This is a genomic window from Salinivibrio sp. SS2 (assembly GCF_001722075.1).
Classification (GTDB): Bacteria; Pseudomonadota; Gammaproteobacteria; order Enterobacterales; family Vibrionaceae; genus Salinivibrio; species Salinivibrio proteolyticus.
The window spans coordinates 24215-45954 of the sequence record NZ_MEBP01000107.1 but is presented as its reverse complement, the minus strand read 5'-3'; the positions used below and the strand labels follow the sequence as shown (position 1 = coordinate 45954).

The window sequence follows — 21740 nt, the reverse complement described above, 5'->3', positions numbered from 1 at the left end:
CCTTACACACGGCCAGAGACAGTTAACGGTTCATGCGGTGTATCATCATGCTGATCCGGACCTAATTTAATTTGATGGATCATATAGATGTACCCCAACCCAAAGACCAAGCCGTACACCACAAAGAAGCTGATTAAGCTAATACTCATGTGCAAGTCACCGTGGGCAGACACCGCATCTTGGGTGCGTAAAAGGCCATGCACTACCCAAGGCTGGCGCCCTACCTCAGTGGTTACCCAGCCAGCTAGAATCGCGACCAACCCCGCCGGCCCCATATAGAAAGCAAAACGGAGCAGCCCTTGGTGTTCAAACAGACGTCCTTTATAGCGCTGCCACGCCGCCACTAGTCCAAGTGTGATCATCAATAGCCCTAAGCCCACCATCAGACGAAACGCCCAGAAGACCACGGGCGAATTGGGTCTGTCTTCCGCAGGGAATTCGTTTAGCGCTGGGATTTGCTCGGTCAAACTATGTTTCAAGATCAGACTCCCCAAATAGGGAATCTCTACTTTGTAGCGGGTGGTTTCCGCCTCCATGTCCGGTAAGCCAAATAAAATAAGCGGCGTGGGTTCACCATGGCTGTTGTCCCAATGCCCTTCCATCGCTGCTATTTTGGCAGGTTGGTATTCCAAGGTGTTCAGGCCATGTAAATCACCAATAAACGCTTGAATAGGCGCGGTGAACAACAGCATCCACATCGACATCGAAAACATCCGCTTCACGGCTGGGCTGCGCTGCCCTTTGAGCAGGTGCCACGCCGCCGACGCACCAACAAATAAGGCACTGGATAAAAACGCCGCGACCACCATGTGCGCTAAGCGATAAGGGAAAGAGGGATTAAACACCACCGCGAACCAATCTACAGGTACTACTTGACCATTGACCACTTCATGCCCTTGTGGCGTGTGCATCCAACTGTTGGAGACTAAAATCCAAAAGGCAGAGATCACGGTGCCCAACGCGACCATGGACGTGGCGAAAAAGTGCAAGCGATCACCGACACGCTGCCAACCAAACAGCATCACACCAAGAAATCCGGCTTCTAAAAAGAACGCCGTAAGTACCTCATAAGTCAGCAGTGGGCCAGTGATACTGCCCGCAAACTCGGAAAAGCCGCTCCAGTTGGTGCCAAATTGGTATGCCATCACCAACCCAGACACCACGCCCATCCCGAAGTTGACCGCAAAAATTTTCGACCAGAAAAGATAAAGGGTTTTGTACTCCTGCTCGCGAGTTTTAAGCCATAGCCCCTCAAGCACCGCAAGATAGCAGGCAAGGCCGATAGTAATTGCAGGAAAGATAATGTGAAAAGAAACCGTAAACGCGAATTGAATACGGGCCAACATAAAGGCATCAAGACCAAACATACGTGAAGTCCACTTTAGTAATTAGACCAACACGCATGGTAGAAGCCCATTTTTAATGTGCCCATACACAGACGACTCAGATTAACCTATAACAGTTTGATATTTTCAGTGTTATAGTCTGGTTCACTTAGCGGCGATTATGGTAGGAAGATGTCTAAGTATCAGCAGCTTAGCGAGCAGATCAAACAACAAATTCAAGCCGGCATTTGGCATGTGGGAGAAAAGCTTCCCTCGCTGAGAAAACAGGCCGCTTATTCAGGGTTGAGTGTCATGACGGTACTCCAAGCCTACCAACTGCTAGAAAGCCAAGGGTGGATTGTTTCTCAGTCTCGCTCCGGTTACCGCGTCGCTCCCCATGCCGAACTCGACGATAACAAGCCAGACAGTGCGATTCATCCTGCAGAATCTGTCGATATCAATGACTATATTTTCGATGTGTTGCAAGCCAGCCGCTCGCCGGGGATGGCAAGCTATGGACATGCCTATGTTGATCCCCTGCTCGCCCCTCGCCATCAAGTAAACCGTTCGCTCACCACTGCGGTGCGCTTTATGTCAATTCATAGTGTGGTCGACAATCTTCCCCCGGGTAATGCCCAACTACGTCACCTGATTGCTCAACGCTATGCAGCGCAGGGGATGCAGGTTTCTCCCGATGAAATCGTGATCACCGCGGGCGGGTTGGATGCGCTTAACCTGAGCTTACGCGCGGTCACACAAGCTGGGGATTGGGTCGCTGTTGAAAGTCCGGCGTTTTACGGTGCGCTACAAGCCCTTGAAAACCGGGGGCTCAAAGCGATGGCGATCCGAACACATCCGACGGAAGGGATTGATCTCGATGCACTTGAACGCGCCTTGCAAACCCACCCAATCCGCGCTTGTTGGTTGATGAGCAATCATCAAAATCCGTTGGGATATTCGCTGTCAGACGCAAAAAAAGCACGCCTTGCCGAACTCGTCAAACGCTATCAGGTGTATTTAATCGAAGACGATGTCTATGGCGAACTCTATGATGGCGAACACAAACCGCACCCGACTAAAGCGTTCGATAAGAGCGGTCATGTTTTGCACTGCTCGTCTTTCTCAAAAACCTTGGTCGATGCCTTTCGCCTTGGTTGGGTGGCAGCCGGTGATCAAGCCCAGAAACTACAAAAGCTGCAGCTAATGAGCACAGTGACCACCAGCGTCCCCATTCAACTTGCCGTCGCGCATTATCTTCATAACCGCAACTATGAACACCACCTAAAGCAGCTGCGTCGCACACTGGCTGAACGAAAAAAAGCGACCTATCAGTTTCTGATCGCCCATTTACCACAAGGCGTTAGTGTCATTAACAGCCAAGGAGGGTATTTTTTATGGATAACTTTGCCCAAAGGCAGTGATACTACCGCGCTTTACCACCTTGCACTCAAACACCATATCAGTATCGCGCCGGGTAATATGTTTGCGACACACGCACAGTTTGCCCATTGCTTTCGGTTGAATGCCTCTTACCCGCTCGATCATTCACATAAAAATGCGCTGGCAACCTTATGTAATTTGATTGCACAGCACATAAAAAAAGCTGAGCGCTAAGACTGGTTTAGTAACCAAGTAAGGATGGCTTTCCGAGAGGTAGGGGCCGCCTGCTGATACCAATATCCCATCATCTGCAAAGGCTGACTCTGAGTGATTGGCAGTACACCGCCACCATCACGATGCGCAAACGCCCAATCTGCAAAGTCGCGACGCTCGGCGTCACTCGCTTGCTGATACCAGTAGTTTACCATTTCTTCTGGTTTCTCGTCCTTAGTCTTGACAGAGATTGGCTGACTAGCGGATACAACGGACTGGCTTTGTTGCCCCAATACTCGCGAAGCCTCATCGTAGGCCGCAAGAAAGTAAGCTTTCGGAATCGATAATTGCACCCGATTCCCGCCCCCAGAACTGCTAAAGGTATAGGCTACCTGTGGTTCAGGCCAACTGGCGACGGTATCTGGGGATAACGGGAATGATACATATTGCGTCGTCACACAATGCTCTGTACAAGTCTCTGAGGTTACTTGGGTATTTTTAAGCGGCACCGTTTCACCATTGATGGTGACGGTTTCATACTCTTGATAGTTTTTGAAATACGATACCTCAGTCATCAATCTGGAAGGAGCCACGTCGGGGCCTGCCGACTTATCAACCGGGTAATTAGCCACATAGTTAGCACTTGCTTTAACGACATTCGTTCCAGACAAAACTTGGATATCTGGCGTGATAGATTTTGTCACCACCTGCACATAATGACGACGTTCCTTCACTGAACTTGCGACATCATCAAACTGACTCGACGAATCAAGGCTAGTACAACCGACCACTAGCAAACAGCTAGATGCGGTCATAAGACGGAAAGTTGCTTTCATACGTTCCCCTTACTGGAAGTGAAAAAACCGGCCATCCTGGCCGGTAAAAAAAGAATAGAAAGGCAAAGTGCTACAGCTAGAAATTGTATTCAATACCCAAACGTGCAAAGGCACTTTTTTCATCCGCATTATATGCATCATGTTGGCCAATACGAAGGTAAGGTAGGAAACCATTTTTCGAGTACATCAGCTGACCCGCGATAACTGATTCACTGTCATCAACATTGGCGTTATTATCAAGATCAGAGTCACCGTTCGCGGCGTATCCTAAACGATATCCCCAAGGACCGTTCCAGTATTCACCAACCACTGATATTTGATCTTGCTCTGCTTCTGTACCTTTATTTGCGCCCGCAGTATCATAAACACCATCATTGTATTTATACGCGGCAGACACCTTGAAACCGCCCGGTAGTGGGATCTCAACGCCAGCTAAGTATGCTTGCGTGTCGATGTCACCAGAGTAGTTAGAGTTATACTCATAGCCACCATGGACCGTAAATGCATCGGCCAATGTATAGTGAAGCGCTGCGCCAAAGTGGTTTGACCCTTTGCGATCTTTATCACCGCGTCCAACCGAAACGTCGAAACTAAAGCCATCAAAGTCTGGCGAGTCATAACGGGCAATATCGCCCTTACGATCATAATGAGACTTGGTGTCTGCACCCCAGTCAAAGACACGACCTAGACCTGGATTCGAGTAAGGCCAGTCAACCACTTCATACAAAGGCGTCAACATACGACCAAAACGCACTTGGCCCCAATCACCTTTCATGCCAATAAAGGTATCACGATTACCCAGTGTTGCACCCGTGCCATCTTCGCCAACATAGCCTGACTCAATTTGCATGAAGATATAAATATCATCATTAAACGCTTTGCCTGCGCGAACCCCGACGCGAGATTCGTTTTCATAGTCATAGCCGTTACTATCTTCCTGATAAAAGGCAGAAATAGCGGCAACGCCATAAAGGTCAACGTTATAGTCGGTTAATACTCCAACCACACCTTCATTATCGGCGGCCATTGCGCCAGTTGATCCTAATGCAACCACTGCACTGATAAGCGAACGCTTAAAAATCTTATTCATGGAAAACTCCTGCTGCCTCCAAGATTTTTGGTTTTGTCTCTGTGCGTTATTTAGTGTTTTAGAGTTCAAAACCGATTTGAAAACCGAGCTTGTCGCCCGCGTTTTCACCCCGCTGCTTACACATTTCGTGTAACCACATCTCCAGACTAAATACGCAGAGAAAAACATCAACATAATCTTATTTTTTGGTGCGAATAATATGATAGAGGGCAAGATTCTGACAGTTTCATGACATAGATCTTACTTTCAATGAAACCACTGACAAGAATATAAATAACTGATTTAGAGAACAAAAAATAAATTGACGGCCAACATGACATAGGGTTCACGCTCCTGAGAGCTTGTCATCATAACCTCAGGCTTTTAATGCATAGCCTTCAACGTCTCACCGCTTAACTGACAAAAAACCCAGTAAAAACTGACGTAAAACCTCACAACTTGTTTAACGTTACAAATAAATGACTTATTAAAACGATCTAAAACTCTGTTAATTTACAACATAAATTATTTAATAACGATTTTTAGCCGTGATCACCCGCACTAATTGATGAAACATGAAATTTTAAAACGAAAAATAAGTACAGCTAATCAAAACCGTCCAACCATGTGCAACAGACGATAATAAGGATCGTCCGCTTAATTGAGACGTATCGCTAAACATGGCGATGGGCATGAACACATTACGGATGACAGGCAAAACGAATTAAACCATAAAAAACAAGACCATCATCAAAGGTTCATGGCGAACGTAGTCCGTCAAGCGGTGTTGCGTGATAAGTTGGTCAATACTTAACAGAGAAATCAGACACGTCGCATGTAACGTCAACCAGCTAAAAAGGGATCCACTGTAAATGAAAGGACTTCGTTGGGTTGCGCCACCACTTATTCTTGCCCTTGGCTACCTCGCCTATACGGCAATCGCTGCGACTGAACCTCAAACTGAGGCAGACGTTGTTTCACAAGCCGCGCCAGTGGTAGAAACCCAAGTCATTTCTCCGATGCAACACCAAGTTGTACTCAGAGCACACGGTGAAGTAATGCCGGTTGAGACCACTCAAGTCGCGGCTCAGGTCTCAGGTGAAGTGGTCAGTTGGCATCCAAACTTTGTCGCTGGCGGTATTGTGAAACGTGGAGAAATCCTTTTTGCCATCGAACCGGATAATTATGAGGCTGCTGTGCTAAGCGCTGAAGCGGATCTCGCCAGCGCCAAAGCCGCGCTGATTGAAGAACAAGCGCAAGCCGCTGTCGCTCAGCGACAAGCGAAGACACTCCCCGCCTCACAAGTGACAGATTTGTACTTGAGAAAGCCTCAAGTTCTCAGTGCACAGGCGCGCGTCAAATCCGCACAGGCTGCGCTCAAACGCGCACAGCGCGATCTTGCTAACTGTCAGGTGACAGCACCTTATGATGCCTTAGTGGTGTCTCGCGAAATCGGGGTTGGCCAATACATCAACATCGGCACGCCTGTCGCGACACTCAACAATATTGAATCAGCGGAGATTCATCTCCCCATTCCCGGCTTTGATAGTGCTTTTCTGCCGACGCAGTTGGCTGGTATCGGGGCCACTATTACACGTAACAGTGCGCAACCCGTTTCTCGGCAAGGAAAGGTCGTTAGAGATTTAGGGGTGGTTGAAAAACGCACCCGAATGATGCAAGTGGTCGTAAGGCTTGATGACCCTTATGGCATCAATAGCGACGCAATGCCTCTTCCGTTCGGTAGCTATGTCGAAGTCACGTTTACAGGCACCACACTGAGTAACGTTTTTAAATTGCCTCAGGAGTTAATTCAGAATCGACAAGTTTGGGTGGTAAACGATAACAACGAGCTGATGCCACGGACGATACGAGTCGTCCGTACGGAAGGCGAATTTATGTTTGCCGACCAAGGTCTAGAGCCAAACGACAGGTTGGTCGTCACCTTACCGGAATTTCCAGAAAAGGGAATGACGGTGCGCCTCGCCTCTCAGGTAGCGGAGGCCAATGATGAGTGATTCGACACAATCACGTGGCCTGATCGCCTACTTTGCCCATAACCCGGTCGCCGCTAACCTGATCATGATTTTTATTATTGTGATGGGGGTCGCTAGCTACTTTTTTATCCAGCGTCAGATGTTCCCCAACATTGAAATCAATTATATCCATATCACCGCCGACTACCCTGGCGCCTCACCACAAGAAGTCGAAGAGAGTATCTTGGTCAAAGTGGAGGAAGCCATCAAAGATGTCAGCGGCATTGAGTCGGTGGTTTCTACGGCAAGACGAGGCTATGGCCGCGTCGCGATTGAAGTCGATGTCGGCGAAGATCTCAACCTTGTCCTTGATAGAGTCAAACAAAAAGTCGATGCCCTATCTAACTTACCCGGCAATATGGAACCACTGACTGTCGCGCAAGTTGAGTTTCGACAAACCGTGATAAGCATGGCGGTGGTAGGCGATAAACCGCTCACCGAGCTTAAGCCTGTGGCGCAGAAAATTGAAGATGAATTGCTCCAACTTGAAGACGTAACACTGGTTGAACTCAGCGCTCCTACCTATGAAATTGCGATTGAAGTCCCTCCACAGGTACTGCAGAAATACAATCTGACCTTGAATCAGGTCAGTGATGCTATCGCCCGTTATTCTGCGAACTTCTCTGCGGGTGAAGTGCGCACAAACAATGGCATGATCTCCATTCGGGTTGAGAACCAACGTTATCGTGGCGACGAATTCCGCTCGATTCCGATCAAAATTGGCCCCAATGGCAGCCGTTTGCTGCTTCAAGATATTGCCACTATCAAAGACGGCTTCACCGAAGGCGAGCTGTATTTTAAATACTCAGGGCAAAATGCCATTTTCTTAAATGTACAAGCGACAGCGTCCGAAAATATGGTGACGGTCGCCGATGCGGTGAACCAGTACATTGACGCCAAAAACCAGACCTTACCGCCAGGGTTAAAGCTAAAGTCGGTCGTTGATATGACCTACTACCTAAACGCTCGCCTCGATATGATGCTTAAAAACCTGCTCCAAGGGGCGGTATTGGTTGCGCTGTTGCTTACCGTTTTCTTGCGTTTCAAGCTCGCGATGTGGGTAATGATTGGCCTACCAGTGTGCTTTTTAGGTGCCGTGATGTTAATGCCATTGATTGGCGTGAGCATCAATATTGTCTCGCTTTTCGCATTTATTATGGTGTTGGGGATTGTTGTCGACGATGCCATCGTGATCGGTGAAAGTGTCTACACCCAAGTTGAAAAAGTCGGCGGTGGCGTGGATAACGTGGTTAAAGGGGCACAACGCGTCGCGATACCCGCCACATTCGGCGTACTCACCACCATTGCGGTGTTCGCCCCCTTTATCATGTCCAGCGGCCCAGAGCGCGCCTTCTTCTTCGGTATCGCATCGATCGTTATGTTGTGTCTGGTGTTTAGCTTAATTGAATCTAAGCTGATTTTACCGGCTCACCTTGCACACACCCATTTTACGCCCCCCAAGCACCACAGTATAAGGGAGCGATTCAATCAACAGTTCCAACGTTTTATCCGTGGTCCGTACCAACGAGCAGTCACATTCTGCGTGCATTGGCGCTGGTCGGTGCTTGCCTCCTTTATCACCCTGCTGGCGATTGCGATTGGTCTGGTTACTGCGAACCATGTGCGTATGGTGCCAACACCTAAAGTCCCGCATGACTTTCCCAGCATCAATCTGACCATGAATAACAATGCGTCCAGTGAACAAACCATTGACGTCCTCAAAACTATCGAGAGCATGGTATATCGCGTTGATGACCAAATCGCGTTAGAAACTGGGCAACACATCATTAAAGATACCCTCGTATTTAACGATGGACGCACATCTGGCGAGTTGGTGATCCCCTTGGTCGATGACGACGTTCGTCCTTTCACCACCTTTGAGCTGTCTCGTCGTTGGCGCGAAGCAATGCCAGATATTCCCGGCGTGAAAACACTCACGATTCAGGATGATGTTAATGGCGGTGAAGACGGCGACGAGTTTGGCTACCTCTTGTTCGGACCCGATATCACTACCTTGAATCAAGCGGGGCGTGCACTGATGTCTCGACTTAATCAGCAGCCGGGCCTTTACGATATCTCCTCGTCAATTGACTCAGGGAGTCAAGAGGTGCTCATCTCACTGACACCCGTCGCTTATGATCTCGGGCTCGATCTGACCACCATTGCCACGCAGGTGGGAGGAAGCTTCTATGGCGGCGAAGCGCAACGGATGATCCGCGACGGCGAAGAGGTGAAAGTGATGGTACGTTACCCCAAACTCACCCGTGAAGCCTTCTCATCACTGCGTTATGCCATCATTACCACGCCATCAGGCCAACAAGTGATGCTAGGGGATGTGGTGGCGCTAAAACAACAGCCGGGCGTGAACAGTTTACGACGAGAGGCAGGATTCCGTACCGTGTATGTGTATGGCGCGATCGACGAAGAGCAAGTGGAGCCTGGCGCGATTATCGACACCATCGATCAAGACATTATTCCCGATATTCTAGCGCGTTATCCCGATGTCACCACCGAGCTAAGCGGCTCAATAGAAGAGCAGCAAGCCCAGCAAAACGAGCAGATCTTGTTCTTTATTGCGGGGATGATAGTGGTGTATGCCCTGCTCGCGGTGCCGCTAAAAAGCTACACGCAGCCGTTGATCATTATGTCCGTGATCCCCTTTAGCTTAACCGGCGCCATATGGGGGCACTATTGGTTTGATATCGATCTGAGCTTGATGTCGACATTTGGTCTGATCGCAGCTGCAGGTGTGGTGGTGAATGACTCCTTGGTGATGACGGATTACATCAATCGTGCTCGAGAAGCGGGAGTTGAGATAAAACAAGCGGTAATAGAAGCCGGTTGTGCGCGTTTTCGTGCCATTACGCTCACCTCTATCACCACCTTTGCAGGAGTACTCCCCATCATGTTTGAAACCAGCCTGCAGGCACGGTTCGTGATCCCCATGGCGGTCGCGCTCGGTTTTGCAGTGATGTTTGCGACCCTACTGACGCTATTCTTGGTCCCATGCTTGTATCTTATTTTACAAGACATTGGCCACCTTTTTCGCCGTCTCGCGACGCGTTTGCTCCCCAAGCGTCATCACGCTAGCGAGGCATAAATGGCCGGCCGAGTGCTGCGCCTTGCGCGCCTGATCTGTCCAGCTGGTTCGCGATTGCCGTCATCGCGAGCCAGCGGTTCTCGCACCATAAAGGGGCCAACAATGTGGGTGGACGGGCACTGGCAGACACACGATGATATACCACCTCTGGCGGAGTTCGCTGGATCATCATGGTCGCGCTGCGTACATAGTCGTCTAAAGACATCGCAAACTGACGCCCTGCTCGCCACGCCTTCGCCATGGTACTGCCTTCAACAATATGCAATGGGTGGAGCTTGATCCCATCCGTCCCGACACCCACGACCCGATCAATGGTTTGCTGGTGTGCCGCCAAGTCTTCGCCTGGCAAACCCACGATCAAATGGGTACAGACTTTTATCCCCAACGCACGCGCCTGCTGGGTAACAGCTTCATAGACGGCAACATCATGGCCGCGATTAATGCGCTTTAGGGTTTTATCGTGAGCGGTTTGTAAGCCAAGCTCTAACCAAACCTCAAACCCTTGTTGGTGATAGTCTGCCAACAACGCCAATACGGCCTGTGGCACACAATCAGGGCGTGTACCGACACAAAGCCCCACCATATTTTCCCGCGCGAGTGCTTGCTCGTACAAGGCTTTTAAGCGTGTGACTTCGTCGTAAGTACTGGTATAGGCCTGAAAATAGGCAAGGTAGCGTCGAGCGCGATCAACTTCTTTAGCCCGTTGCTGCAATTGCTGGCTTACCGAGCCATGCTGAGCCTGCTCATCGGCAAACGAAGCCACATTGCAAAATGTGCACCCGCCTCGCCCAAGTGTGCCATCACGATTGGGACAGCTAAAACCGCCATGCAATGTGAGCTTATGAACACGTTCGCCATAACGATATTTTAAGTCTTGGCCCAGTGTATTGACTAATTGATGAAGCTCCATATGGCCTCAGAGAAGAAATGAAAGGCGGCATTTTAGCAATTGGTATCGACAAGATATTGGGACGGATCAAGCAAAGGTTCACTCATGCCTACAACGAAAAAACCCGCCGTACTGGCGGGTTTGAATCACAAGCGCTGTGGCTTAGTCAGCCTTGGTTTTTTTCTTACGTTTGTCGGTGACTTCCCACTGACCATCAACAAAGAACGCTGACCAACCTGTCGGTTTTCCGTCTTCTTCACTGCGCACATAGTTTTCTTTTGTTTTGCGCGCAAAGCGAACCACTGTCGGACGTCCGTCCGGATCTTCCTGCGGCGCATCTGCTAAGTATTTGAACTTATCAGAAATACGGTCTTTAAAGCGGTGAAGCTCTTCAACCAAAGGTGCGCGCGTTTCACGAGATTTCGGAAAATTACTCGCGGCCATAAATAGGCCCGATGCACCATCACGCAACACGAAATACGCATCCGAGTTTTCACACGGTAACTCGGGGAAATGCACAGGATCTTCTTTTGGTGGAGCAATCTCACCATTTTTGAGGATCTTACGCGTGTTCTTACATTCCTCGTTGGTACAACCCATGTATTTACCGAAGCGGCCATTTTTCAGCACCATATCGCTACCACACTTGTCGCACTCAACGACCGGGCCATCGTAGCCTTTTGGCTTGAATTCACCTTTCTCGACCACATAACCTTCACAGCTTGGGTTATTACCACAAACGTGCAGTTTTCGGTGCTGGTCGATTAGGTAAGAATCCATGGCGGTTTCGCAAATCGGACAACGCTTCATCGCTCGAAGATCGGCCGTTTCAACGTCTTCCTCAAGCACGTTGACAATACCATCTTCATCCATCAGGTTGATGGTGGTTTTACAACGCTCTTTCGGTGGTAACGCGTAGCCTGAACAACCAAGGAATACCCCTGTCGACGCGGTACGAATACCCATTTTACGGCCACAGGTTGGACAGTCGATATCTGTCATCACCATGTAGTTGGGCTTCATCCCACCGTCGTCTTCGTCTTGCTCTGCGGTTTCCAGCTCCGACGTAAAGTCGGCAAAAAAGTTATCGAGCACCGCCTTCCAATCGATATCACCGACGGCAATTTTGTCTAACGACGCTTCCATCCGCGCGGTAAAATCATAATCCATCAGATCAGCAAAGCTATGGTTGAGTCGATCGGTCACAATTTCGCCCATCTTCTCAGCGTAAAAGCGACGGTTTTCAACCCGCACATACCCGCGGTCTTGAATGGTGGAAATGATAGACGCATAGGTCGATGGTCGACCGATCCCTCTCTTTTCAAGCTCTTTTACCAGGGCGGCCTCAGTAAAACGTGCCGGTGGCTTGGTAAAGTGCTGCTTAGGATCAAGCTGCTCTAACTTGAGGGTTTCACCCACATCGACAGCCGGTAAGGTTTGATCCTCGTTCTTACCCGATGGGCGTTGAACGCGTGTCCAACCATCAAAGCGCAGCGTGCGTCCCTTCGCTTTCAGCGAGAAATCACCGGCTGCGACGGTCAGTGTGGTTGAATCATACTTCGCCGGCATCATTTGACAGGCAACAAACTGGCGCCAAATCAAGTCATACAGACGATGGGCGTCTGGGTCCATGCCTTGCAGATCACTCGCACTCACACCCACGTCAGAGGGACGAATCGCTTCGTGCGCTTCCTGTGCATTCGCCTTCGCACCATACACATTCGCAGACTCTGGCAAATATTGCTCGCCATATTCACTCGCAATATGGCCACGGGCCGCTTCGACCGCTTCTTTGCTGAGGTTGGTCGAGTCGGTACGCATGTAGGTAATGTAACCGGCTTCATACAAACGCTGAGCCAGCATCATGGTCTTTTTCACCCCAAAGCCCAAGCGAGTACTGGCCGCCTGCTGCAATGTCGAGGTGATATAAGGCGCAGACGGCTTGCTGGTTGACGGACGATCTTCGCGATCGCGTACCACAAAGCTTGCATGCTCAAGCGCCGACACCGCTGCCATGGCCTGATCTTTGTTCTTCGGCTTGAACGCCTTGCCGTTTTGTTGTGCCACCAGCAAGCGAAGTGCCTGTGCGTTCGGCGTTAGGGTATCCGCATGCACATCCCAGAATTCCTCTGGAATAAAGGCTTTAATCTCATGCTCGCGTTCAACCAGCAGTTTTACCGCCACCGACTGAACACGACCCGCCGATAGGCCACGCGCAACTTTTTTCCACAGCAACGGCGAGACCATAAACCCGACGACACGGTCGAGGAAACGGCGGGCTTGCTGCGCATTGACGCCATCAATATTGATATCGCCCGGTGTTTCAAAGGCTTGTGTAATCGCATTTTTGGTGATTTCGTTAAACACCACGCGTTTGAAGCGATCATGGTCGCCACCGATCAGTTCCCGCAGGTGCCAAGCAATGGCTTCCCCTTCGCGGTCCAAATCCGTTGCGAGATAAACGTGATCCGCTTTTTCCGCTAGCTGCTTGAGTTCGGCAACCACTTTCTCCTTACCCGGCAGGACTTGGTATTTCGCTTGCCAACCATTGTAAGGATCGACGCCCATCTTGTTGATAAGCGCCTTCTTTTCTTTTTCTTTCTTGATTCGCGCTTTTTCTTCGGCGCTGAGCCCTTTCGTTGACACTGGAGCGGCTTTTTTGCCGCCCTGCGTCGAACCAGTTGGCAGGTCACGAACATGCCCGACACTCGACTTCACGATGAAGTCTTTGCCGAGGTATTTGTTGATCGTTTTCGCCTTTGCTGGGGACTCCACGATGACGAGAGATTTGCCCATAATGACCTAATGTACGCCCTTTGCGCTAAAAACTGTCGATAATTCGTTGCGTTGCAAACTCATGATAGTGAGTAAGACGCTTTCTGTTTTACAATATTGAGCGAGTCTGACCGAATATCAACTAAATTCGCAGTAAAACACGCTGATTGCTTGTCCCTTCCACAATTGTTAGTTAATTGTGATCATTTATTGTGGTCCATCTTTTAAAGACAGATTCGGGAAAAAACGCGCTAATCATTACCATTGCGACCCGATAAATAGCCAAACAGAAACGATAATTTTTGGCTTGGCTCACAATATTTGTGTGTTTTGACTCCAATCATAGCCAATATTTTGCTCACTCCACGGTTGAAACCACACCATCACGGTGAAACGTGATGATGTGATGCCAAACAAGCGTTAAATCAAGGGACGCTGGCCGCGGCTGATCCATTTAAGTAACACGCGATCAGCAACCTCTGCTGAGGCGCCTGCAAGCTTTTCTGCGATGTTTTTACGCTGATGATAGCTCACCGCAAGGACATGACGCTCGCTGTTTGCCGCCTCAAATAAATATTCATCGCTGGTACTCACCGCATCGATAAGACCCAAATCAATGGCTTGATTACCGAACCAATGCTCACCCGTTGCCACGGTATCCACATTTAATGTCGGACGATGCTCAGTGATAAACCCTTTGAACAGGTCGTGGGTTTCTTCTAACTCGGTTTGGAATTTTTCACGTGCTTTATCCGTATTTTCACCAAACATCGTCAGGGTGCGCTTAAATTCACCGGCGGTCAGTTGCTCAAACTCGATATCGTTCTTCTTCAGTAACTTATTAAAGTTTGGTAATTGCGCAATCACACCAATTGACCCGATGATGGCAAACGGTGCTGCAATGATTTTATCCGCCACACACGCCATCATATAGCCACCGCTGGCGGCGACTTTATCGACCGAAATGGTCAAACGCACGCCCGCTTTCCGAATTCTTGCTAACTGCGAAGCGGCAAGACCATAGCCATGCACCATGCCCCCGCCACTTTCTAGACGCACCAACACTTCATCGTCAGATGTCGCCACCGCGAGAATGGCAGAAATTTCTTCGCGTAACCCTTCCACTTCACGGGCATCGATACTGCCCTTAAAGGTCAGTACAAACAATCGCGGCTCTCGTGACGAGTTGTGCTCGCTGTCTTTCTTCGCCGCGGCTTTTTGGGCTTTCTTTTCCGCCTTCTTGGCTTTTTTCTCTGCCTTATCACGCGCCTTTAGCTCAGCCTCATTGTAAAGGTGGTGTTCCAGTGCTTCACGATGATGCTTAAAGCTCTCAGTCAGATCGGTGATCTTCAGGCTCCCCTTTTGTCCGCCTTTGTCGTTCGCGGCACGAACCAGGGCAACCAGTACCACTGCAGCCACTAAAAAGGTGATGACTTTGGCCAAAAACAGCCCATAATCCGCAATAAATTCCAATGTTGTATCCTCTTTGTCTCGCTTTGGTGGCAATGCCTTAATACAGCGCATCACGCGCTTGGTTGTCACACATCACCCGCAACCTTACAATAATCTACGTTTAACAATAAATAAGGATTTGTATCGTGGAATATCAAGTTACCTCAAATGCCCTAGCAGGTCGCGTCATTTTAGTGACCGGTGCAGGCGCAGGTATTGGCCGTCAAGCCGCATTAAGTTACGCCGAAAAAGGCGCAACGGTTATTTTGCTGGGCCGTACTGTGAAAAAGCTTGAAGCCGTATACGACGAAATTGATGCGATGGGCGCGCCACAGCCAGCCATTATCCCATTGGATATGCTCGGCGCTACGCGTCAGCATTACATGGATATGGCCGATACCATCGAGCAACAGTTTGGCCGCTTAGATGGCGTATTGCATAACGCGGGGCTACTTGGCGTACTCAGCCCTTTCGACCAAATTGATGAGAAGTCGCACGATGATGTCATGCAGGTGAACGTCAAAGCGACCATGCTAATGACACAAGCCCTACTCCCGTTGCTGAAAAAGTCGGATGACGCGCGCATTGTATTTACCACATCAACGGTAGGCCACCAAGGTCGTGCTTATTGGGGCAGTTATGCGATATCTAAGTTTGCGACCGAAGGTATGATGCAAGTACTGGCGGATGAAATGTCTGACACCAAGGTCCGTGTTAATGCTATCAACCCGGGTGGCACCCGCACCAGCATGCGAGCCAGCGCGTTCCCCGGCGAGGATCCACAAACACTGAAAACCCCACTCGATATTATGCCGCTGTATATTTACCTGATGGCGCCAGAAGGTATTAACGAGCACGGTCAGTGTATTGATGCGCAACCGAAACGCTAATCGATAACGCCCCAAGACTGGGGCGCTTCTCGTGCTTCACTGGTTAAAAATCGACGCTGAGCTTGGCCTTGATATTTCGCTCATCGCCATACCAACAGTTCAACTCATCAAAACAGCTATATGTGGTCTTATCGAACAAGTTCGTTGCAGATAGCGACACATTTGCCCCCGAAAGCGACGAGGAAAGCTGCGATAAGTCAAAGCGAATCGCGGTGTCAAACACCGTATAATCCGGCACGGTAAAGGTATTGTTGGCGTTACCCTGTGACTCACCAACATAACGCGCACCAACACTAACTCGAGTCCCCGCACTGACTTGATGATTCAACCAGGCACTGGCAGTTTGCTCTGGCACCCAAACAGGCGTTTTTCCCTCAAGATTAGGGTCGTCCGTAATTTCCATATCCATGTAGCCGTAAGTCAGTGACACGTCTGTGTCCACACTCAGCGCGTGATCGAGGGAGACTTCTATCCCACGAGACTGAATTTCACCGGTTTGAATTTTCGCATAGGAGTCGTCAGGATCATTGACCAAGGCATCCTGTTTTTTGAGCTCAAACAGCGCCAAATTGAATCCCGTCGTGCCATCTAGTGAAAGATATTTAAGCCCCGCTTCCCATTGTTTCCCCGTGGATGGGTCAAATACGTTACCGCGATTATCCATATCCGTGGGTTCAAAACTTTCTGAATAGCTGAGATAAGGCGATATACCGTTGTTAAATTGATACATTGCCCCAGCACGAAATGCTAAATTGTAATGGCGAATTGTTTTATCTGAACCACTGGGTATCCCCGCATACAGGGTACGTTGATCGTCTTTTAACTCATATTCATCGTACCGCGCACCGGCAAGTAAAACCCATTGTTTCCAAAGGATTTGATCCTGAGCATAGATGCCTGTCTGCGCCACCTCGATATCGTGCTGATCTTGATAAACGAAGGTCAGGGCGCTTGGGTCAACCTGATGGTTATTGGGGTGAAAAATATCAATATCCGGCACAACACCCGCTAACGTGTCGTCATAGCTAACATCAGAAGACATATTCTGATAATCGAGCCCAAATAAGGTGTAATGTTGCGCTTTCCCCCAACGTAAATCTCCTGATAGCTGGGTATCGACAACCCAAGACGTCATAGATTCGTCGGTAAGATAGGCATTGCGCGGGTAGTGCTGACCATCGCTGCTCTTCTGGTGATACATGTTTTTTTGCAGTAAATCTGCATCCGTGTAGCGTGCTGTGTGAAGCACTGACCAATCGGCAGAAAGCTGATGCTGCACCTTGTATCCGAGCATCAAGAATTCTCGGTCGTAGGTGTTCCAATGATTATCACCGGAGAAACTGTCGCTCGATAAGCGGCCTTTGTCACTGTGCAATACCGAGCCTTTAGCGGGTAATGAAGTATAAATCCCCGCCGCCGGATCCGCCTGGTAATAAAGGTTAACGTTCACCAAGGTATCTGGCGACACCCGCCAATCTAACGATGGGGCAACCACATACCGCTCTTCTTCCGAGTCACCCGCCTGACCGTCTTTTTGCCGAGCCAGTGCCACCATTCGATAAGCCAGTGAGGTATCTGATATTGCCCCCGTACTGTCGACCGACACTTCACGCAACGCGTCCGAATCAGTACTCACCGCCACGCGATGTGCAGCTTGCTGTTGCGGCGTTTTGGCGATCATATTCACCATGCCACCCGGTGGAATATTCCCGTATAACACCGACGTCGGCCCTTTAAAAACTTCGACTTGTTCGATGGCAATCGGATCGATTTGCGGCTGCAAATTCCACGTGTTGTAAGGCACTGCGAGACCATCAAAGAAGTTTTGATAGTTAATAAAGCCCCGAATATTAAACAAATCGAGGCGCGTCACTGCCCCACCTCGCAACTCCGTATTAACGCCGGGGGTGTAGCGCACTACTTCACTTAATGAGCTGGCTTGGCGCTGCTCGATAGTGTCTCGGTCGATGACGGTAACCGCTTGAGGCGTCTCTTCTGGTGCCAGTACTGTTTTAGTGGCAGTATTTCGGTAGGTATCGCCCAGCACTTGAATGGTTTCAATATCACTCTGTTCATTCTCAGCATGGGCCAATGCACTGGTAAGTGTCCCCATGATAACAAGTGCTAACGGCGAGCGTCGCCAACCATTGGCGAATACGCGAGATGTTGGTGCCTGCATTAAAACGTCCTTCTTACAACTCAAACAACTTAAATGGAAAACGAAATCATTCGCATTGTAAGGACAGGACTGATAAAAACTGTTCAATTTGGTGCAAAGTGTGTGGTGTCGAGCGGCACCCAATAGTGCATCACAGCGTGCTTATCGGCAGGCTGATAGTGTGGAGGATAAACCTCTAACTCAACCCCGTCGGTACATGTGTAGCCAGATTGAGGCAGCCAGTGGTAGATAAAAGCCTTAAGCGTTTCCGGCAATGCACTCACCGGGCCAGTATGTGTGATCACCGCATAGGTTGTGGCAGGGATTATCCAGTGAGTAATCGCATTGTCTTCAGGCGGATGCATTGTGATTTGACCGGCTAAATAGGGTAAAGGCTCACCCAGTGTCTCCGCTTGGGTAACGTTAATCGCGCCAATACTCTCACACTCACCGGCGTACCATAATGACTGATGGACGTGTTGCCAAAGCTCAGGCACGACATGGGTAAAGTCGGGCTGTGATGAAAATAATCCTCGAATATAGCCAAGCTGGCCTACCAGGTGCATTGGCTCTCGCGTTTTAATATGCACAGACAGCCAAGATGGTTGAGAGGTTGTCAGACTAGCAATATGCATCGGTGTGCGAATACCATCCATCACGCCGCGCTGCCGATAGTGACGCGGGGTCATACCAAAATGTTGCCTAAATGCACGCGAGAAGCTCGCCTCGGAGCCAAAGCCATACATCAACGCAATATCAATGACACGGCTTTGACCCATGACAAGCTGTTGCGCCGCTTGCCCGAGTTTTAGCTCTCGTACGTAGTGCGCAACATTGACCCCAGTTTGTTCCGAAAAAACTCGCTGCAACTGCCAACGTGACCAGCAACTTAACGCGGCTAGGTCTGCCACATTTAAGGGTTGATCAAGGTTGGCATGAATATACGCCAACACACGTTCGATTCGGTTAAAACGTGTGGCGATGTGCTGCTCGGCCGCTTTCATCACATCCATTTACTAATAAAACGATAAGTAGCACATTATCACAAACAAGAATCGTTATCATGTGAATGAAAATAGAATGAGAGGCAATGCAGGTTGAAGAAGGGTAAAGATAGCGCATAAAAAACCCGGCAGGTGCCGGGCTTCAGGTAACACTTTTTTAAATGCCGCTCTATAAAACGTCATTTCCGGGTGCGCGGTTTACCTTTGCCACGCGGCGCGCCTGCTCGAGGGTTGCCTTGTCTAGACTTAGGTCCACTGCCTTTCGGCCCACCAGCGGGTGCGTTACCACGACGCGCTTGGCGCGCTTTTTTCGGTTTGCTATCGGAATCAATACGTTCTTCATAGCGGCGAACAGCACGGCGAATCTTCTGGCGCGATTTTTTGCGCTTCTGATCCTCTGGGGTGATCACTGTTTGCGATTCTGGTTTCATTTCAACCATTTCTCGCAAGTAGTTCACTTCTTTCAGCTCCATCTCGCGCCAGCCACCACGTGGCAAGTCTTTCTCGAGATAGATATCGCCATAACGAACACGCTTCAGACGGCTCACCGTCACCCCTTGGGTTTCCCACAAACGGCGCACCTCACGGTTGCGTCCCTCGGTGATCACCACATAGAAGGTATGATTCATGCCTTCGCCGCCGGCGTAAACAACGTCCTCAAAACGCGCTACGCCGTCTTCTAGCTCAACACCAGAGACAAGATTACGCACCATGTCTTCGTTCACCTCACCGAATACACGTACCATGTATTCACGCTGCACTTGGCGGCTTGGATGCATTAATCGGTTTGCTAATTCACCATCAGTGGTAAATAGCAACAAGCCTGATGTGTTTGCATCCAGACGACCGACAGCAACCCAACGGGCGTCTCTTAGCTTGGGAAGACGATCAAAGACAGTACGACGACCTTCTGGATCGCTACGCGTACACAATTCGCCTTCCGGTTTGTTGTATGCGAGGACTCGACACACAGACTCAGAAGGCGCACTTAGTTGAACAGGATGACCGTCTACACGCACCAGCGCGCTCGGATCATCAAGACGATCGCCAAGCTTGGCAACCACACCATTCACACTCACACGTCCTGATTGGATATAGCTTTCCATCTCACGACGTGAACCTACGCCAGCACGCGCTAGCACCTTCTGCAATTTTTCGCTCATGTTTGTCTTACCTTACTGTCGCCTTCACAGGCGTCAAACTATTATCTGTCGGAAAGCGTACTTTCTTGCCCTACAAAACAATCACTTACAACTTAAAGTGAGTATGGAACACCTAGCGTAGATCATGTATTCAACTAGGTCAGTAACCACTTTTGTAACCAGCAAAGATTATAAAGCAGAGTAACGATGAGGAGAAGAAAAGATATGGTATCGCAAGCAACTAAATACGCCTCGTAGACAACCTGATATGTAACCAAACACCGGTCTACAGTGTGAATGGTCTCGAGAAAGCCGGTCACAAGGCAGCGCTACCAACCTGACCGGCTTGAAAAACGCCGAGAGCGTAAGCCCCTTTATATTTCGTAAACCTTACCGCTAGTCGGGACACCTTGAGAGCTACGATAATGTCCCGCCACGACTTGATTGATATCTAAATGATTAAATTCCGCATAGTTATCAATTGCGGCGCGAGTAAAGGCTTCGGACTCTTCGTGGCTAACATGCGGTTGACTCTGTTTACGGTAGTAAGTAATGGGTATGGTTTTATCGGCACTCATACTTTGTACCATATAATTTGCCATGCTTGTCTCCTCCTGATTAAGAAGCGTCGTTGACGAGACTTTTTAGCTCTTGAGAAGCCGCAGTAAAATACAACTTAATTTGGCCGCGATCAGTGATACCATCGTGTTCGATGTCTCCAGCAATATTGTTTACGTCACCAATGACAAAACTCAACGCATTACCCACTTTACTCACTTTATCTGTGAGGTCGCTGAAGTCTTGATTAAAATGCTGGGTCTGCATCAAAAACGCTTGCTGTTGATTTATCTGTGTCTGACAGCTTTTTATTTGCGACTCAAGCCCATGTACCTTGTCTTGCGCTTTAGATATTAATACGCCTAACGCAATCAGCCCCGGCGCGCCAAAAACACCCAGTCCGAGAAGGTAGTATTTTTTCTTATTTAAAGCATCTAGCTCCTGTTGCTCCCCCTGCAAATTAGACTGCAAGCCGGCAATATTCGCTTTTAATTGCACACTGATTTTTTCCAGCGCCTGAATGTTTTGTGTAATACTGGCGTTGGCATTGCGAGTTTGTTGCAAGCTCTCCTGAACCAACTGCTGCGTCGGTTTAGCCTGTTGCTGAATGTCATTGACAAAGGCTTGAAGTGCCGCCGCCGACTCCGTATCAACTAATTCAATTTGTTTTTGCAGCTTGTCTGAAAGTGACTCAGCAAACGAAAGCACTTGCGTTTGCATTTGCTGAATTTGAGGCAAGATACTGGTAACTGTGTGCTCGACACTCTGTTGAATAGCGATGGCATTACTAGGTAGCCCGCTAAACTGACGAATAATTTTCTCCGATGCCTGCATATTGGCAATCGCCTGAGACAAAATACCATTGGTTGACGTTGTCATGAGAGTCTCCTTTTCGATGGGAAAAGCCGGTTTCCCG

At 49.2% G+C, this 21740-nt stretch carries 15 protein-coding genes; 4 read left to right on the top strand and 11 right to left on the bottom strand.

What is annotated here, in order from left to right; all coding sequences use genetic code 11:
- Nucleotides 1-2: 2 nt before the first annotated feature.
- Nucleotides 3-1367 carry a cytochrome ubiquinol oxidase subunit I gene (locus BGK46_RS13745; RefSeq protein WP_069590156.1) on the bottom strand — a complete coding sequence of 455 codons (1365 nt, stop codon included), beginning with the start codon at nt 1365-1367 and terminating at the stop codon, nt 3-5.
- A gap of 150 nt (nt 1368-1517) precedes the next feature.
- On the opposite strand from BGK46_RS13745, the gene BGK46_RS13740 reads away from it, so the two are divergent.
- Nucleotides 1518-2939, top strand: coding sequence for a PLP-dependent aminotransferase family protein (locus tag BGK46_RS13740; RefSeq protein ID WP_069590153.1), 1422 nt, complete (start codon nt 1518-1520; stop codon nt 2937-2939).
- On the opposite strand, the gene BGK46_RS13735 is transcribed toward BGK46_RS13740, so the two are convergent.
- Together BGK46_RS13735 and BGK46_RS13730 are read right to left on the bottom strand one after the other, a co-directional pair.
- Complete coding sequence (locus BGK46_RS13735) at nt 2936-3754, bottom strand: DUF2057 family protein (protein ID WP_069590151.1); 819 nt, start codon at nt 3752-3754, stop codon at nt 2936-2938. The genes BGK46_RS13740 and BGK46_RS13735 overlap by 4 nt on opposite strands.
- 76 nt (nt 3755-3830) lie before the next feature.
- The gene (locus BGK46_RS13730) at nt 3831-4844 is read right to left on the bottom strand and encodes a porin (RefSeq protein ID WP_069590150.1); all 1014 of its coding nucleotides are present in this window, start codon (nt 4842-4844) and stop codon (nt 3831-3833) included.
- Nucleotides 4845-5695: 851 nt separating this feature from the next.
- On the opposite strand from BGK46_RS13730, the gene BGK46_RS13725 reads away from it, so the two are divergent.
- On the top strand, nt 5696-6838 hold the full coding sequence (locus BGK46_RS13725) for an efflux RND transporter periplasmic adaptor subunit (protein WP_069590148.1): 1143 nt from the start codon (nt 5696-5698) through the stop codon (nt 6836-6838).
- Nucleotides 6828-9956: an efflux RND transporter permease subunit gene (locus BGK46_RS13720; protein ID WP_371440496.1), complete on the top strand. Its 3129-nt coding sequence runs from the start codon at nt 6828-6830 to the stop codon at nt 9954-9956. The genes BGK46_RS13725 and BGK46_RS13720 overlap by 11 nt, the downstream gene beginning before the upstream one ends.
- On the opposite strand, the gene BGK46_RS13715 is transcribed toward BGK46_RS13720, so the two are convergent.
- The 3 genes from BGK46_RS13715 to sohB all read right to left on the bottom strand — a co-directional run bounded on the left by BGK46_RS13715 (nt 9943) and on the right by sohB (nt 15093).
- On the bottom strand, nt 9943-10866 hold the full coding sequence (locus tag BGK46_RS13715) for a TIGR01212 family radical SAM protein (protein WP_069590145.1): 924 nt from the start codon (nt 10864-10866) through the stop codon (nt 9943-9945). The two genes, BGK46_RS13720 and BGK46_RS13715, sit on opposite strands and share 14 nt — an antisense overlap.
- A 141-nt stretch (nt 10867-11007) precedes the next feature.
- Nucleotides 11008-13641 carry a type I DNA topoisomerase gene (gene topA, locus BGK46_RS13710; protein WP_069590143.1) on the bottom strand — a complete coding sequence of 878 codons (2634 nt, stop codon included), beginning with the start codon at nt 13639-13641 and terminating at the stop codon, nt 11008-11010.
- A 399-nt stretch (nt 13642-14040) separates the two neighbouring features.
- Nucleotides 14041-15093: a protease SohB gene (sohB, locus tag BGK46_RS13705; protein WP_069590216.1), complete on the bottom strand. Its 1053-nt coding sequence runs from the start codon at nt 15091-15093 to the stop codon at nt 14041-14043.
- A gap of 125 nt (nt 15094-15218) precedes the next feature.
- Here sohB and BGK46_RS13700 point away from each other — a divergent pair, with 125 nt between their 5' ends.
- Entirely contained in the window at nt 15219-15962 is a 744-nt protein-coding gene (locus BGK46_RS13700) for a YciK family oxidoreductase (protein ID WP_069590141.1), read from the top strand.
- A gap of 43 nt (nt 15963-16005) precedes the next feature.
- Here the strand turns inward: BGK46_RS13700 and BGK46_RS13695 are convergent, their stop codons facing one another.
- From BGK46_RS13695 to BGK46_RS13675, 5 genes are all read right to left on the bottom strand, one after another.
- Nucleotides 16006-18141, bottom strand: coding sequence for a TonB-dependent siderophore receptor (locus tag BGK46_RS13695; protein ID WP_069590139.1), 2136 nt, complete (start codon nt 18139-18141; stop codon nt 16006-16008).
- 83 nt (nt 18142-18224) lie between these two features.
- On the bottom strand, nt 18225-19124 hold the full coding sequence (locus tag BGK46_RS13690; protein WP_206744523.1) for an AraC family transcriptional regulator: 900 nt from the start codon (nt 19122-19124) through the stop codon (nt 18225-18227).
- 179 nt (nt 19125-19303) lie between these two features.
- Nucleotides 19304-20287: a 23S rRNA pseudouridine(2605) synthase RluB gene (rluB, locus tag BGK46_RS13685; RefSeq protein ID WP_069590135.1), complete on the bottom strand. Its 984-nt coding sequence runs from the start codon at nt 20285-20287 to the stop codon at nt 19304-19306.
- A gap of 353 nt (nt 20288-20640) precedes the next feature.
- Nucleotides 20641-20868: a hypothetical protein gene (locus BGK46_RS13680; RefSeq protein ID WP_069590133.1), complete on the bottom strand. Its 228-nt coding sequence runs from the start codon at nt 20866-20868 to the stop codon at nt 20641-20643.
- A gap of 16 nt (nt 20869-20884) precedes the next feature.
- Nucleotides 20885-21703 (bottom strand): hypothetical protein, encoded by an 819-nt coding sequence (locus tag BGK46_RS13675; RefSeq protein WP_069590131.1) that lies wholly within the window; start codon nt 21701-21703, stop codon nt 20885-20887.
- Nucleotides 21704-21740 lie beyond the last annotated feature (37 nt).

What these genes read in the sequence shown, in the direction of transcription:
- BGK46_RS13715 (WP_069590145.1), bottom strand. Translation starts at nt 10,866, where the DNA reads ATGGAGCTTCATCAATTAGTCAATACACTGGGCCAAGACTTAAAATAT.
- BGK46_RS13725 (WP_069590148.1), top strand. Translation starts at nt 5,696, where the DNA reads ATGAAAGGACTTCGTTGGGTTGCGCCACCACTTATTCTTGCCCTTGGC.
- BGK46_RS13720 (WP_371440496.1), top strand. Translation starts at nt 6,828, where the DNA reads ATGATGAGTGATTCGACACAATCACGTGGCCTGATCGCCTACTTTGCC.
- BGK46_RS13695 (WP_069590139.1), bottom strand. Translation starts at nt 18,141, where the DNA reads ATGCAGGCACCAACATCTCGCGTATTCGCCAATGGTTGGCGACGCTCG.
- BGK46_RS13745 (WP_069590156.1), bottom strand. Translation starts at nt 1,367, where the DNA reads ATGTTTGGTCTTGATGCCTTTATGTTGGCCCGTATTCAATTCGCGTTT.
- BGK46_RS13675 (WP_069590131.1), bottom strand. Translation starts at nt 21,703, where the DNA reads ATGACAACGTCAACCAATGGTATTTTGTCTCAGGCGATTGCCAATATG.
- BGK46_RS13735 (WP_069590151.1), bottom strand. Translation starts at nt 3,754, where the DNA reads ATGAAAGCAACTTTCCGTCTTATGACCGCATCTAGCTGTTTGCTAGTG.
- BGK46_RS13730 (WP_069590150.1), bottom strand. Translation starts at nt 4,844, where the DNA reads ATGAATAAGATTTTTAAGCGTTCGCTTATCAGTGCAGTGGTTGCATTA.
- BGK46_RS13690 (WP_206744523.1), bottom strand. Translation starts at nt 19,124, where the DNA reads ATGAAAGCGGCCGAGCAGCACATCGCCACACGTTTTAACCGAATCGAA.
- BGK46_RS13740 (WP_069590153.1), top strand. Translation starts at nt 1,518, where the DNA reads ATGTCTAAGTATCAGCAGCTTAGCGAGCAGATCAAACAACAAATTCAA.
- rluB (WP_069590135.1), bottom strand. Translation starts at nt 20,287, where the DNA reads ATGAGCGAAAAATTGCAGAAGGTGCTAGCGCGTGCTGGCGTAGGTTCA.
- topA (WP_069590143.1), bottom strand. Translation starts at nt 13,641, where the DNA reads ATGGGCAAATCTCTCGTCATCGTGGAGTCCCCAGCAAAGGCGAAAACG.
- BGK46_RS13680 (WP_069590133.1), bottom strand. Translation starts at nt 20,868, where the DNA reads ATGGCAAATTATATGGTACAAAGTATGAGTGCCGATAAAACCATACCC.